Here is a 12730-nt window from a genome sequence, read left to right as displayed (position 1 = left end):
GTAAGACATCAAGAGAAGCAAGAGCGAGTAGAGCAGCACCAGTTGGCGTTGGATTAAACAAAGGCCCCCTTTTAGGGGGCTCACACAAAGCCACCTTCTTTAGAAGGTGGTAATTTACTAGAACGGATACCAGAACAATTCGGTTTCTAGATAGCGCTTAGCTACCGCCAATATGACGATGACCGCAATGGCTAGCAGGCAGAGTTTGTCCGTGTTGCCTAGTGGTCTTGAGCTATACCATGAACGGGTATTGTGGCGTCCAAATCCTCTTAACGTCATCGCGTTGGATATTTCATCTGCTCGGTCCAAGCTTGAGAAAATGAGAGGACCAAGGATCTTCGCCACGTTTTGTAGACGCTGCACTAGAGGTGTGTTTTTTGATATATCAAGGCCACGGGCCTGTTGAGCGTGCATGATATTGACGAAATCGTTCTTGACCTCAGGAAGGTAGCGCAATGTCAGACTGACGGCATACGCAATCTTGTACGGCACGCCAATGCGGTTCAAGCTGGCTGCAAACTCTGTCGGGTGAGTAGTAAAGACAAATACCAAGGCAATTGGGAACATGCTGAAGTATTTGAGAGTGACCGTAACCAAATAGAACAGAGTCTCTTGAGTTAGCGAATAGTGGCCAGGAAGATTAAACACAACAGTACTTGATCCAATGTATTCACTGCCTTGCTGGGGAGCCAACAAAAACATAAATAGTGCGTTGAGTGTTAAGACACTGGCTGTACCAATGAGCAAAGGTTTGTAAACTTTGAAAGGTACTTTTGTGATTTTTAGTAAGTATAGGCCTGCCACAATCAGTAAACCAATCAATCGGATATCGAAAGTGGTCAGTACTACAGTGACCCAAGCCATAAATAAGGCGAACTTGGTAATGCCATTTAGTGCATGCAAAGGCGACTTGGTATCGACATAACTGATACCAAACTTCATTTTAGAAGCTTTCATGCTGCGTGATTCTCTAGTTGGATGAAGTACTGCATAAACGCATTGATATCGGCGACATCTAAACGCTCTGCCAGATCATATAGGCTAGTGGTGGTTAGATTGGCTTTGTCGAGTAGCTCGGGCTGGCTGAAAACTTCAGTCATCGGCGCATCTGCTATCAAGCGGCTGTCAGAAATAACAATTGAGCGGTCAGTGTATTCGAGCACAAGATGCATATCGTGGGATATGATCATGACAGTAATACCCAACTGCGAATTTAGTTTGCGAACAAAGTTCAGCATAGAGGTGTAGTTGCAATAATCCTGTCCTGCGGTAGGTTCATCAAGAATCAGCAGCTTAGGCTCTAAAGCAAGGATTGAAGCGATGGTCACACGCTTTTTTTGTCCATAGCTTAGCGCTTCAATTGGCCAGTTTCGGTACTTGCTCAAACCACAGAGTTCAAGGGTATCGAGCACTTTCTTCTCAACCTTTTGTTCTGACAATCCTTTGTTGCGCAAACCAAAGGCAACTTCATCAAAGATCATGTGGTGTGAAATCATATGATTTGGGTTTTGTAACACCACACCAATTTGCTGGCTGCGCTCAAAGATAGAAAGAGTAGCAATGTCTTCTCCCTCTAAACAGATAGAACCTGAATCTGGCTCGATCACACCCATAATTAATTTGGTAAGCGTCGATTTTCCGGAACCGTTTTTGCCGAGTACAGACACAAATTCGCCGTGAGAAATAGTAAAAGAGACGTTTTCTAACGCATTCTTCTCACCGTCGTAAGAGTAGGTTAACTCGTTGATGGTAAGTAGACAATCTTCTGAGCGAGTAAGCGTTTTGGTTGGACTCTGCCAGTTGGCAAAGTGCGGCCTATAGCCAGTGATAGGCATCTCTTTAATAGAGGAGTAAGTGTTCAATTGTTCCAACGGACAATTGGCCGCTTTTAGAGCCGTTAAGTAGAGTGGTTCACGAATTCCATGAGTTTCGAGTAGAGTTGACGCCAGTAATGCGTCGGGTGTCATGTCTGCAACAATTTCTCCTTGTTGCATTAGAATGACTCGATCTACGGGGCGGTGTAGAACATCTTCTAGTCGATGCTCTATGATGATGACTGTCTTACCCGAATCACGATGCAACTGGTCAATGATCTCGATGGTTTTTCGGCTTGTCTTTGGATCCAAAGCGGCAAGTGGTTCATCAAACAGCAAAGTATCAACATCATCTACTAAAATGCCGGCAAGCGATACACGTTGTTTCTGGCCTCCAGATAGATCGTGTGGCGAACGATCAAGCATGTCACCGAGCTCTACCATTTGCGCTGTTGACTTGACGATAGGGTACATCTCGATGTTCGAGGCCAGTTGATTCTCTAATGCAAAGGCAATGTCTTCGCCTACACTCAGCCCAACGAATTGACTATCGGTGTCTTGTAACACCGTACCAATCTGCTCTGTGTATTGGTGAAGATCCAATTGAGTCGCCGCGTTGCCATTTAAAAGCAATTGACCTGAAGTCTCGCCCTTGATGGCGTGGGGGATCAGACCGTTCAGGCATTGGCCAAGTGTCGACTTTCCGCTACCACTTGGCCCTATAATGACGATTTTCTCTCCTTTCTCTATCCTTAGATTGATATGTTTAAGCGTCGGTTTATCCAGTGACTCATATCTAAAAGAGAAGTCAGAAAATTCAATGGTCATTATCGTTTAAGCCTCAGAAAGATTGCGGCTTTGTTTGTTGCGTTTTGCGACAGATTTAAGGATAAAGTAACCCACAACGGCGATCAGAACGGTGTTACCCGCAGCGATGATCGTCAACTGAGTAAAGACCTTGGTGAATGGTTCTGCGTAGAGAACGGTGTCGAGCAAGGCTGAACAGCCGTAGGCAAATACATTGCCAACCAAAGCAAGGAGAACGAAGAGAATAAAATCTTTGTTATCGAAGTGGCCTTGAGAGATACGCTGTTTGGTTAAGATAGGGAAGAAGCCGATCACCAAGCCGACAATGCCTGAGCCCAGAACCCAAGTTAGCCATACTCCCCAGCCAGCAAATAAATCGGTCACCCAGTGGCCGATAAATCCAACTAGGAAGCCAACGATAGGGCCAAATAGTACAGAGAAAAGAGCTAATACAGCCATTGCTGGTTTAAGTGTTGTATTGGCGAAAACTGGAATACCAAACATAGGCAGGCCGCCGATACCGTAGAGTGCAGCGCCGATCGCAATGACCACGACTGTTTTTGCTGAAAAGTTCATAGATAACCTTTTGTATTACATCCTTTCATCCGTGCTTTTAGCGATGAACAACGAGCGAATGAATGGCAATGAAGTTGTAAAAGAACGCAATGATAGGTGCTTTATTTGATTAAGTTTTATACACCTAAGTTCGTAAGGCGCAGATTATACCTTCAGAGTTTGAGCTTGGAAAGCTAACTATCTGGATGGCTAAAAAGTAGCTGGTTCTTTTACTGATTAAAAATGCCGTTCTTAATCCTGCCAATGAAAAAGGCCTCTATGGTGGAGGCCTGTTGATTGGTAGGGTTAATGATCGAGATAGAGGTAGTTTTGCCAGCTCTTCATTCGAATCAGGACTTTACGCATGATAGAAACATGGCTGAACCTATCTGAATAGACGGCCACTTCAACTGCAGTACCTAAAGGAAGTTGGTACTCAGTGAGGTCGTCAGTAATTTTAAGCGTCACAAAGACTCGTCCACTGGTTCTCAATGCTTCAGTACCAAGTAAGCTACCACGAGCTTGGAACTGGCTTTCGCCTATGGCGGGTAGAACCTCTATCACTTCGCCTTTAAACACTTTTCCTGGTAGCGCTCTGAATAGAAACTCAGCTTCAAAACCTGGTTTTAGTCTTTGTAGCGAATTTTGGCGAAACGCGGCGGTATAGATTTTTTCTTCGGTATGGACGAAAGTCATAACCGGTGCCAGCGGTAGCGGTACGGCCATCACACCAGGTCGCAGCGCAAGTTGTGTGGCAAAGCCATCTGTGGGCGCTCTCTCGACGGTCTGCTCTAAATCAAACTCGGCTTTGCGAAGGTCAGCTAAAAGGCGAGCAACAGTGGTGTTTTCACCGCCTATCACAGAGTCTAGCGCTAGATCAGCTTGTTCAACGCCCGCTGCTGCGGACTCAACGGCTGCTTGCGCCGCTTTGTAGGCTTGGCGGCGAGTATCAAGTTGTTGCTCGGTGAACGCACCTTTATCGTAACCACGTTGATAGCGCGAGAACTCTCTTTGTGCTTTATCTCGTTCAGCAATCGCTTGTACTTCTGAGGCTTTGGCGGCCTGAAGCTTAGACTCTAAGCCAAGGGCTCCCTGGCTTGCTTCTTTGATTTGAGCTTCTAACTTAGCCACTTCGGCCTGATAAGGGGCGGGATCAATTCGAAACAAAATATCGCCTTGTTGCAATGGCTTATTTGCTTCGACAGGGACCTCAATGACTTTACCACGCACGCCAGACACGATCGGTGTTGAAGAGAAAACCTGATTGCCGATCTGAGTAAATGGGTGGTTGAAGTTCATTAATAGAATCAGCGTACCGATCAAAACCACGCCCCCAAGCACTGCTGTTGGGACAGTCCACTTATTCAATGGGATATTGAATACTTTGAAAATGGTAATACACAGCGCGGCATAAGTCAGAATGAGTAGTAAATCCATTATTGCTCCTCCTGCTTATTGTTATCATCAGGCTTTTTCTGGCTTTGGGTTGCTTTGAGGGTTGCAATTTCCTGCTCTAACTGAGCAACCTGATCGATGAGGGTGGAAACTCGATGGTGGATATCATGTTGCTCTTCTTCGAGCTTTTGAAATCCCCAGCCCCGCTCTTTTCGCCAAATGGTGGCCCAAATCCACAAAAATGGCCAAATGGCATGAAGAGTAAAGAGGCTAACCCAGCCCGCGTAGTGAATGGCGTCTTGGTGGGGATGCCCGCGCTCTTTAGCTATTTCATAGGGAATATCGTGAATAACGATAATGCCATAGAAGATAACTAGGGCAACAAAGACCAACAGCCCTAAGGCGAAGTAGTCTAAAAACATAGCTAAGTCCCTGTAGTTGTGTTTCTAAATTTAAATCGTACGGCGGTTGAGAAATAAAGTATAGAAATAAAAACAACAAATTAGCGATTAATTGGTTACAATTTTGTCGAAAGTTAAAGCACAGCGACGTTATGCGAGGAATGATGGGTTTTCAGGGAGAGATTGCCGTAATATGTCTTGGTCAGGCGTAGCTTTCGGTTTGTTGGTACTTTCCTTGTTCTTTATTCAGTAGTTGACTACTCAGTGCAGACTTGATTACGCCCATTTGCTTTGGCTCGATAAAGTGCTTTATCTGCTCGGTAAAATGTGCGCTGGGTGTTTTCACCCTCGCGATGGAGCGTAATGCCAATACTCACGGTTAGTCCGCGTTCGCCAAGAATATTTTGCCAACCAAAATTGAAAATACGCTCACGGTAGTTTTCGGCATGCAATTCAGCCTGCTCGAGTGTAGAACGTTCGAGAATCACCAAGAACTCTTCTCCACCAAAACGCACACATGAAGCACCACGAAACTTGAAATAGGTTGAAAGTTCGTGGGAGACGTTAACAATAGCTTTGTCTCCAACCAAATGGCTCAGCTCATCATTGATCGACTTAAAGTGATCGATATCGACGACCATCAAAGCAAATGGCACATCATGCAACAGCAAGTCTTTCAGTTTGACATCTAACCAACGGCGGTTGTGTAGAGAGGTCAAAGGATCGGTAAACACATCTTGTTGAAGCTGAGCTACGGTATGTTTTTGGCTTTCTGTAGTCTCTTTCAGCTCTCGGTTCTCTTGCTCCGACAAGATCAGTTTTAATTGCAACTCAAAACGAGAAAGTCGACGTAGTTGACTGGCGCCTAACTCCCCGATTGGGATCTTCTTCATTAGATCACTCTCAATCCGGTAGGCGCTTTTTTGGTATTCTAGGGCACTTTTGAAATCATCTCTCTGTGCGCTAATTTCCGCCAGCGAGTTACATAGCTGAAGGTTGAGGATCGGAGACGCGTATTGTTTGATTCGTTTTCGGGTTGATTCTAGAACCCAATTTGCAATATGAGGTTTATTTACTTCACACAGGCAGGCAGCAAGTTCTAAACGGATCATGTTAGACAGCCAAGTCGAGTGAATGTTACCTGTCGTGTACTGTACGTTGCCAAGACAACGCATCGCTGAGTCTAGTTGTCTGCTTTGTCGATATAACTTTGCTTGGTAGAGAAGAATTTGGCCAGACAGAACTTTGTCACTGACTAGGATGCTTAACTCTTCACACTCTTTAATCAGATCGCTTGCAGCGGTGGTTCGATTGAGTTCGATATAACAGGCCAACATATAGAGTTTGTAACGCAAACGGAGCGAACGACTACTAATGGCATGGTCGATACTGTCAACTTTTTGATAATAACGCAGTGCGCGGTTGTGATCGCCATAGGCATCGCATAAGTTGCCCATACCTATGACCGCAAGAACATAAGCATCAATGAAGCTGTTATCGACCGCTATCGTCGATGAACTGCTGTATTCACCAAGAGCGCCATGGTAATCCCCATTTTCTACCAGTTTATCTGCAAGTGCGTTACGTATCTCTAAAATGAGCTCAGCGTCTTCAGGCAGAGAGAGATACCTTAACGCTTGTCTAAGTTCATCTATGCTGGCTTGCAACTGCTTCAGCTCAAAACGAAACTCAGCGCTAATGATTAAACACTGTGCTTTTTCCTGCGATGTGGTTGCTACATGTAGTCTGACATGATCCCAAAATATCAATGCCTCTTCACCGGACACGGAAGCTGCATCTAAACCGGAGTCAGATATCTTTTTAAACAATGCTTCCATCATGATCTTCCTGTTGCAGGCTGTCTTCGAGCTGCTCTAATGTGAAAGGGAAAGAGAGGATATCTTGGTATACAACCTTAGGTAAATCTTGGTTGAGCCCACGACGGTGCCATGGGTAAATTTCAATCATTTTTGCAAGGATATGGAAAACGTTAAGCGCTTCTTCACCTTTGTCGGCCAGAAGTAATCCGATGCGTTCACTGCTCAGTCGAGCCAGCAGATCTTGTTTATTACAAATCGAGTGTGTCAGTTCCGCACAGACATCAAGGCAGTTGGAGTCATGGTGTTGGATGGTAATGACGGCATGGTTCGATCGTTTCAGTTCAGTCTTGAATAGAACTAACTGCTCCCACCAATAGGTTTCCGATACCATCTGACTTAACTGTTTGTCTGGGTCAAATTCATGTTGACCACGAATTCGGTTGATCAGCTTGCGGGCGCGTTGTTCGAGCTGTCGTTTAGACGCGCGCGCTTTGTCGTTACTGACTCTTGCTGTTTGCTCGCGGAGCATAGCAATAGAGTGTTTACGATATTTTTGAAACGCTTGAAGGGCAGTTTGGTAGTCGCCCGACTCTTCAGCGACACGAGATTGTTGGAAACAGATTTGCGATAGCAACTCGCCATTGTCGAAGGAAATGGCAGACTGTTCTGCCTGTATGAGTAATTCTGCGGCTTTTTCGGGTCTTTTACGGAGAAGTTCGACTCGCGCTCGGCTAATGAATGAGTGCGCCTTCATCCAAATGAGATCGTGGCGCAGGGCGAGTTCGTGAGCTTTGCTGGTGGCTTGTTCTGCATCCTCGATGCGCTCAAGTCCTAGCAGGGCTAATCCTCTAAAATCCCACACTTCTGCTTGCCATGTTTTATCTTGATGGTCTTTTAACACTTCCATCGCACCATCGAGAACCGAGAGCATTTCCACATAGTTGTTGAGTAAATACAGATCCCAAGCGAGTAAGATTCGTGCCTTACCTTCGAGCCAGCCAATACGGCTGTTATTGGCCACCTTAAGGGCTAATTCATGGGTAGATTTGGCAAGTTGGTATTCGTGGGTGATACGCCAGACATTACCAAGGCCAATCAGTGCTTCGAGTTGGATTTCTGTTTCATCAACTAGGGCAGACTGCTCTAGCGCGTTGATCCAAAATTGCTGTGCGGAGTAGTATTTGGCTTCTCCCCAGTAATGCAGGGCGTGAATGTGTAAGATTTCTGGAAGGAGGTCGTCAGTATCAAGTGCATTGAGTTTACTATGGGCGTCTTTTATGTACTTTAAGCCCTTGCGGTACTCCATTGTGCACCAAGCACAACGAGACATTATGATTAGACATTGGATTTCACCTTCAGGGAAAAGGATCTGCGATGAGCGAGCGGCGCATTGCTCAGCAATCGCCCACACTTTATCGGGTTCCGTTTCAATTCGCCCTTTGAGTTGCTCAATTTCGACTTCTAACAGTCGCTGGCTTTTATCCAATGAATCAATCCTTTACTGCATCAGTGTTCACATACTTACTGGTATTATATTAATTGCTAAAGAATGAACACTACTAAAAGTGCTAAAACAGAAACTGTTTACGGGCATTCGTCACATTACTGAGAATTATGAAAGTAGTTCGCGCAAAGTCAAAGGTGATTGAGTCAATTCTAAAGTTTGAGCGGCTGTCCTTCCTGTCTTATCCTGATAGCATAAATTATGCCATGCTCTGAATATATCAAGCATTGGCATCAGTCCACCTGGACGTAACTTGCGCCTAGGTTCATTGATAAAGCTCTCAAACAAAGTTTGAAAACGATGTTGATAAAACTCTGTTTGGCGGATTGAAGCCTTACGAAGCCACTGTTTTGGTTGGTTATTATTTCCAGCTAGGTAACAAATACCTTTAGAGGCTTGTTCGCCAGACACTATTGCCCACCTATCGCGCCACCATCCCATGTGAACAATATCGATTTTGTCGATTGGGTTTTCTTCTCGCCACGCTTTATCTTCCTCAACGTACATAAGGTCGATATTTTGACGCTGTATTCTCGGCAGGCAAACACTCAAGGCCGCAGAACGTAGTACCGGATCTTGTGGCAAATATATGGAAACTTGACGCTCACTGTGACACATATCCATCACGTGCAGAAAATGCGCGTAGGAAGTATAGGGTGGACGAATCAACGCCCCCTTCGACGGGTAGTTAAATACCGTAAGATTTCCCATTGGATCTTCAACGTTACCGCGAGCCAAAATGGTTTGATATTGCTGATCAATGCGCTCCCTTAAGAACGGAGAAGGGGTTGGCGCTGGCATATTGGCTTCGGATGAATGTTCACGCGAAACGAATCGTGCCGGAAACTGATACGGATCGTGATCGACACTCCCACTAGGTTCTTCGTCAGCAGAATAATTGACGTGTTGACATAAGATGTAACCACTGTGCGCTTCACCAGTCGCTATCCACAAGACGCCATTATTGCTTTTGGGCTGGAGAGACACGTAATGAGAGGCAAGCTGATAGTCTTGAGCGTGGTTTACCCAACGGGCATCAAACATGGCCAGTTTTCTACGACAACGACTTGCGATGTGATCGAGGTGATCGTAAAACGTCTTTGGATTGATCTCTAACTTGCGGCATATTTCGCGTACGGAATAGCCCATAAAGAGCAAACCAAGTAGGTTTTCTTGGAAGTGCAGTTTTTTATTGGCACCTGACCATTTATCGACAAACGTCGACTGACATGACTTACAACGGTAACGCTGACGGTCACCGCTATAGCCAAAGGCATGGTATAGATGTTTATGGGTGTGGACAGAAAGTCCGAAGTTTTGACAGTCGTCATTACGACAGGCGGGTAGGCCGTCGCTGTGGAGATGTCTAAGGCGGTGAAGTTCATTTAAAACTTCACGGTTATTAAGTAAGGGGGGGAAAGCACCACACTCCCGACATACCATCGCAGGTCGCTTAGGGTTAGCATGCTGCACAACGTAACGATGCGCTTCACTCAATCCAAAGTTGTCACACGCCAATGTTTTACAAAAGTTGAGCTGTAACCCGTCTGCTTCCTGTGGCAGTTTGCCAGTAGTCACTATCTCCCCCTCGGGATATTCAGGCCACCAAAGACAACTTTGGCGGCAATAAGAATAGAATTAGATGTTGATCGCTGTTTCTAGAGCCACTTTCATCATGTCGTTGAATGACTTCTGACGCTCTTCTGAACTTAGCTTCTCACCACGGATGATATGGTCAGATACAGTTAGGATAGTTAGTGCTTTCGCCCCTAAGTCTGCAGCAACACCGTAGATACCTGCTGCTTCCATATCAACACCTAGAATGCCTAGCTTTTCCATCTTCTCGAAGATGTCCGCTTCTGGTGTGTAGAATAGGTCTGCAGAGAATACGTTACCTACTTTTACAGGAACTTGTTGAGCACGCGCTTGGTTCACCGCTTCTTCAAGTAGACCGTAGTCAGCAATCGCCGCGAAATCATGGTTGTTGAAACGAATGCGGTTAACTTTAGAGTCAGTAGAAGCACCCATACCGATCACAACGTCCATTAGGTTTACGTCGTCACGTACCGCGCCACAGCTACCTACACGAATTACGTTCTTTACGCCGTACTCAGCGATAAGTTCGTGCACGTAGATACAGCAAGAAGGGATACCCATACCGTGGCCCATAACCGATACTTTTTTACCTTTGTAAGTACCAGTAAAACCAAACATATTACGAACGTCACAAACTTGCTTGACATCTTCTAGGAAAGTTTCAGCGATGTACTTAGCGCGAAGCGGGTCGCCTGGCATAAGTACTGTTTCTGCGAAATCACCAGGTTGAGCGTTAATGTGTGGGGTTGCCATAGTTATTACTCCAAATTTATTAGTCAATCACGGTGTTGATTACTAATTGTGTTGATTTTGAAAAATCTGTTGAGGCAATACTAGCTATATCTGCCAATACTCCATGAGAAGTATGTCACAAAAGAGCGGCTATGTGTGCCAAATGTACCTATTGATAACCAAATGTGTTGAAATTGGTAAAGCAATCGATTCGGAAAAACGTTTGCTTTATGTGGTGAACCAAATAAGCAATTTTTTCGTACCATTTCCCATGATTGTACAAACACTATTTTTGTACAGTTGAAGAAAATTATGCTAAAACTTGTACAGGATTTTTACTTGTATAGCCACAAGGTTCGTAAGGAGCTCGCTATGGAACAGAAGATTAAGATTGGCATCAGTGCTTGTGTATTGGGTGAACGAGTGCGATTCGACTCCGGCCATAAAGTCAGTAAGTTTGTGACCAAAGAGCTCGCGCCTTATTTTGATTTTGTATCCGTCTGCCCTGAGGTGGGAGCCGGGATGCCAGTACCAAGACCGACGATTCGCTTAATTTCAAATGAAGAGCGAATTGCTTTGGTCGAAACGAAGGATCCAAGCAAGGAACATACTCAACAAATGATCGACTTTTCCAAAGCAAAAGTAGAGGCGCTAGCGAGTGAGCAGTTATGCGGCTATATCGTCTGTGCTAAATCACCAACTTGTGGCATGGAAAGAGTCAAAGTCTACAAAAATGGTGGGGCTGAAAACATTGGTGTTGGGCTTTATACCAGAGAGTTAATGGAGCGAATGCCATGGCTACCGGTAGAAGAAGACGGTCGGCTCAATGATCCTGTGCTCAAAGAGAACTTTGTAACTAGGGTCTACACCTTACAAGATTTCTATCAGTCTATGGGTGATGAACCGACAAGAGGGAAAATCGTCGCATTCCACTCTAGATATAAGTTGGTACTGATGGCGCACCATCCTCAGTCCTATAAAAAATTAGGCAGCTTAGTCGCCAATATAAAAGAGTATCGGCTTGATGAGTTTTACTCTCTCTATCGTGAAGGGCTAATGAAAGCGATGTCGTACCGAGCGAGCAGAAAGAATAACACCAATGTTCTTCTCCATATTCAGGGCTACTTTAAACGTCAATTAGGTAAAGCCGAGAAACAAGAGCTGCGTCAGACCATCGATGATTATCGTGTCGGTTTACTCCCTTTGCTCGCTCCCCTCACTCTGCTTAAACATTACTTGTCGGCGCATCCTGATCAGTACCTTTCTCAGCAGGTGTTCTTCCAACCCCATCCTCAGGAGTTACGTTTAAGATATGGATTGTGAACAAAAGCAGTATGCAATTAGAGAAGTGTCTCAATTGACTGGTGTAAAGCCCGTTACATTGCGGGCTTGGCAACGGCGCTACAATTTAATTCAGCCACACCGTACGGAAAAAGGTCACCGAATCTATACTGAGCAGCACATAGCGCTTATTGGGGAGATACAGAGTTGGCTGAGTAAAGGAGTCTCTATCGGTAAGGTCAAACAGGTTTTAGATCTGAATGACGCCGGCGAGGCAAATGAGCTGACCGTTGTCAATCATTTGGATGAGGTGCCGTTGTTGTTAGAGGCTTTAGCTAAGCTCAGCAAAAACAAAGCGGACTCTATCATCGCCACAGTGCTGAAAGAGTACCCGATTGATATTGTAGAGCGGCAGTTCATTCAGCCCACTGAAAAAGCGCTTTCCGTGGTTCGGTTCGGTTTACGATCACTCCAAACTGGGATGATGAGAACCTTATTAGTTGCACGGCTTAACGAGATTTTAGAAGCAGAAAACAAAGTATCTAGCTCTAAACGTTGCTTACTTATTTGTTATGAAAGCACCAACGATATCGAGTCTCGCTTGTGGGCATTAACGCTTTCTCAGTCAGGTCTGCATGTCGTTATTGTCGATGGTGTCGATGACTTGTCGGGATTAGTAGAACACCCTGACTTACATGTTTATGACACATTGGCGATTTTTAGTGGACGTCCAGTTACCGTAGCCCAGCAATCTCATATTGAGAGAATTAAGCTCAGTTTTAGCGGCAACCTGGTGCTATCCGATATGGTAGAAAGCGAGTAAAA

11 protein-coding genes are annotated in these 12730 nt (G+C 45.1%); 2 read left to right on the top strand and 9 right to left on the bottom strand.

The window, feature by feature from the left end:
• Window positions 1–117 precede the first annotated feature (117 nt).
• The 9 genes from DA100_RS01860 to deoD all read right to left on the bottom strand — a co-directional run bounded on the left by DA100_RS01860 (window position 118) and on the right by deoD (window position 10645).
• Window positions 118–957 (bottom strand): energy-coupling factor transporter transmembrane component T, encoded by an 840-nt coding sequence (locus tag DA100_RS01860; protein ID WP_138970597.1) that lies wholly within the window; start codon window positions 955–957, stop codon window positions 118–120.
• Window positions 954–2642, bottom strand: coding sequence for a DUF3744 domain-containing protein (locus DA100_RS01855; protein ID WP_138970596.1), 1689 nt, complete (start codon window positions 2640–2642; stop codon window positions 954–956). The genes DA100_RS01860 and DA100_RS01855 overlap by 4 nt, the downstream gene beginning before the upstream one ends.
• A gap of 6 nt (window positions 2643–2648) precedes the next feature.
• Window positions 2649–3197, bottom strand: a complete 549-nt coding sequence (locus tag DA100_RS01850) for an ECF-type riboflavin transporter substrate-binding protein (RefSeq protein ID WP_138970595.1) — start codon at window positions 3195–3197, stop codon at window positions 2649–2651.
• 285 nt (window positions 3198–3482) lie between these two features.
• Window positions 3483–4613, bottom strand: a complete 1131-nt coding sequence (locus DA100_RS01845) for an HlyD family secretion protein (RefSeq protein WP_138970594.1) — start codon at window positions 4611–4613, stop codon at window positions 3483–3485.
• Entirely contained in the window at window positions 4613–4993 is a 381-nt protein-coding gene (locus DA100_RS01840) for a DUF3302 domain-containing protein (protein WP_138970593.1), read from the bottom strand. Before DA100_RS01840 ends, DA100_RS01845 begins: the two co-directional genes overlap by 1 nt.
• A gap of 236 nt (window positions 4994–5229) precedes the next feature.
• Window positions 5230–6810, bottom strand: a complete 1581-nt coding sequence (locus DA100_RS01835) for a diguanylate cyclase (RefSeq protein WP_138970603.1) — start codon at window positions 6808–6810, stop codon at window positions 5230–5232.
• Complete coding sequence (locus DA100_RS01830) at window positions 6794–8278, bottom strand: hypothetical protein (RefSeq protein WP_138970592.1); 1485 nt, start codon at window positions 8276–8278, stop codon at window positions 6794–6796. Before DA100_RS01830 ends, DA100_RS01835 begins: the two co-directional genes overlap by 17 nt.
• Before the next feature lie 126 nt (window positions 8279–8404).
• Entirely contained in the window at window positions 8405–9874 is a 1470-nt protein-coding gene (locus tag DA100_RS01825; RefSeq protein ID WP_138970591.1) for an IS1 family transposase, read from the bottom strand.
• Window positions 9875–9934: 60 nt separating this feature from the next.
• On the bottom strand, window positions 9935–10645 hold the full coding sequence (deoD, locus tag DA100_RS01820; RefSeq protein ID WP_005394915.1) for a purine-nucleoside phosphorylase: 711 nt from the start codon (window positions 10643–10645) through the stop codon (window positions 9935–9937).
• Window positions 10646–10996: 351 nt separating this feature from the next.
• Between deoD and DA100_RS01815 the strand changes: the two genes are divergently transcribed.
• Window positions 10997–11947 (top strand): DUF523 and DUF1722 domain-containing protein, encoded by a 951-nt coding sequence (locus DA100_RS01815; protein ID WP_138970590.1) that lies wholly within the window; start codon window positions 10997–10999, stop codon window positions 11945–11947.
• Window positions 11937–12728: a MerR family transcriptional regulator gene (locus DA100_RS01810; protein WP_138970589.1), complete on the top strand. Its 792-nt coding sequence runs from the start codon at window positions 11937–11939 to the stop codon at window positions 12726–12728. Before DA100_RS01815 ends, DA100_RS01810 begins: the two co-directional genes overlap by 11 nt.
• The last annotated feature ends 2 nt before the right edge of the window (window positions 12729–12730 follow it).

This window comes from Vibrio sp. Hep-1b-8 (genome assembly GCF_006124995.1).
Taxonomy (GTDB): Bacteria; Pseudomonadota; Gammaproteobacteria; order Enterobacterales; family Vibrionaceae; genus Vibrio.
The sequence above is the reverse complement of the archived record's forward strand: the minus strand, read 5'-3'. Positions and strand labels throughout refer to the sequence as shown.

Coding starts and splice junctions, on each gene's coding strand:
- DA100_RS01845 (WP_138970594.1), bottom strand. CDS start 4,613: ATGGATTTACTACTCATTCTGACTTATGCCGCGCTGTGTATTACCATT.
- DA100_RS01835 (WP_138970603.1), bottom strand. CDS start 6,810: ATGGAAGCATTGTTTAAAAAGATATCTGACTCCGGTTTAGATGCAGCT.
- deoD (WP_005394915.1), bottom strand. CDS start 10,645: ATGGCAACCCCACACATTAACGCTCAACCTGGTGATTTCGCAGAAACA.
- DA100_RS01815 (WP_138970590.1), top strand. CDS start 10,997: ATGGAACAGAAGATTAAGATTGGCATCAGTGCTTGTGTATTGGGTGAA.
- DA100_RS01840 (WP_138970593.1), bottom strand. CDS start 4,993: ATGTTTTTAGACTACTTCGCCTTAGGGCTGTTGGTCTTTGTTGCCCTA.
- DA100_RS01855 (WP_138970596.1), bottom strand. CDS start 2,642: ATGACCATTGAATTTTCTGACTTCTCTTTTAGATATGAGTCACTGGAT.
- DA100_RS01850 (WP_138970595.1), bottom strand. CDS start 3,197: ATGAACTTTTCAGCAAAAACAGTCGTGGTCATTGCGATCGGCGCTGCA.
- DA100_RS01810 (WP_138970589.1), top strand. CDS start 11,937: ATGGATTGTGAACAAAAGCAGTATGCAATTAGAGAAGTGTCTCAATTG.
- DA100_RS01860 (WP_138970597.1), bottom strand. CDS start 957: ATGAAAGCTTCTAAAATGAAGTTTGGTATCAGTTATGTCGATACCAAG.